The 1726-nt window shown below is 31.3% G+C and carries 1 protein-coding gene and 1 pseudogene; both read right to left on the bottom strand.

Annotated features, from left to right (window positions below):
• Positions 1-89: 89 nt before the first annotated feature.
• Positions 90-530 carry a nucleoside deaminase gene (locus BM384_RS16980; RefSeq protein ID WP_090015438.1) on the bottom strand — a complete coding sequence of 147 codons (441 nt, stop codon included), beginning with the start codon at positions 528-530 and terminating at the stop codon, positions 90-92.
• 51 nt (positions 531-581) lie between these two features.
• Positions 582-1631, bottom strand: a pseudogene (locus tag BM384_RS16975) (hemolysin family protein); the annotation flags it as partial.
• Positions 1632-1726: the final 95 nt, after the last annotated feature.

Below are 1726 nucleotides of genomic sequence, written 5' to 3'. Positions count from 1 at the left end.
ATGTTTATTCATGTTAATCTCACCTCTCGGGTACATATTAACATTTTTAAACACATTTGTACACCTTTTTATTAACTATAGACTTCCTCCTACCTTTTTCTACGATTCTCAAAAAAGCTCGTCATTAACTTACTGCACTCTTCATTATATTCCCACTGAACATTAACAAAGCTATTAAGACTTCTATTATCAATTAAGTTAATTACAGATCCACAAGCCCCCATATCCTTATTAAATGTACCAATATATAATTTAGATATTCTGCTTTGAATTATTGCCCCTGTACACATAGGACAAGGTTCAAGAGTAACATACATCTCACAACCATTAAGTCTCCAATCTCCTATACTCTTACAGGCTTCTTTTATTGCTATAATCTCTGCATGAGCTGTTGGATCGCCTTTAGTCTCTTTCTTATTATAACCTTTTCCAATAATTATACCATTTTTAACAATAATAGCTCCAACAGGGATTTCTCCACTATTAAAGGCTTTTAATCCCTCTTCTATTGCATACTCCATATAATTCATTAATTTCTCACCCTTACAAGGAAAAAAGATAGCTTAAAGAAGCTATCTTTTTCAAATATACATCCTTACCTTCTTTATACGATTTTTATCTAACTCTTCTACAACAAATCTTAAGTTATTAATAATAACTTCTTCATTCTTTTCTGGAATTCTTCCAAGTTCCTCTATAATTAAGCCACCAACAGAATCAAGATCTTCAGATTCAATATTAATTCCAATAAGATCACTTATATCATGAAGTTTAGTACTTCCATCAAGAATATATTCATTTTCATTAACAACTTCAATCATGTTATTATCTTCATCGTATTCATCTTCGATTTCTCCAACGACCTCTTCAATGATATCTTCTATAGTTATAATACCTACAGTTCCACCATATTCATCAAGTACTACGGCCATTTGATTTCTTGTTTTCTTCATCTCATTAAAAACTTCAGTAATCTTTTTAAACTCAAATGTATAAAAAGGTTCTCTAACAAATTTCTTTACATCAAAGTCTTTTTTTACATTGTCAGCCAAAATTAAATCTTTCACATTTAAAACTCCTATAATATCATCAATAGTTTCATTATAAATAGGAATTCTTGAAAATTGATCTTTCTTTACTTGCTCTAAAACATCATCATAAGTTATATCAACAGGTAACGCACTGATATCAACTCTTTGAACCATTACATCCTTTACCTGCATATCAGCAAAATCAAAAACATTGAAAATCATTTCTTTTTCAACATCTTCTAAAACACCTTCTTCTTCACTTACATCAACCATAGTCTTTAATTCTTCTTCAGTTATAAATGGTTCTGTAGCTTTAGGATCTCCTCCCATAAGTCTTATGAATATTGAAGATATACCTGTAAATATTGCAACAAAAGGTTTAAATACAATTACACATAATCTTATAGGTTTACCTACTACTAAAGAAACCTTTTCTGACTTTTGTTGCGCTATAGATTTTGGAGTTATTTCTCCAAATATAAGAATTAATACAGTCATTACTCCAGTAGCTACTGCAACACTAGCATCACTACCTCCAAAAAATCTTGTAGTTAAAGTTGTCGCTAAAGATGATGCACCTATATTAACGATATTGTTTCCACTGAACCTCCCACGACTGAAGTCGCAGGGTTCTTGGTCGATAGCACTAATGTGCTAAGCAAACCCAAGCTATCCCCGTAGTTCCTACGGTTCTT

The organism is Clostridium sp. DSM 8431 (assembly GCF_900116755.1).
GTDB lineage: Bacteria > Bacillota > Clostridia > Clostridiales > Clostridiaceae > Clostridium.
This window is presented reverse-complemented; position numbering and strand designations above follow the sequence as displayed.

Bases quoted from the DNA above. Each gene is read 5' to 3' on its own strand.
- BM384_RS16980 (WP_090015438.1), bottom strand. From the start codon at position 530: ATGAATTATATGGAGTATGCAATAGAAGAGGGATTAAAAGCCTTTAAT.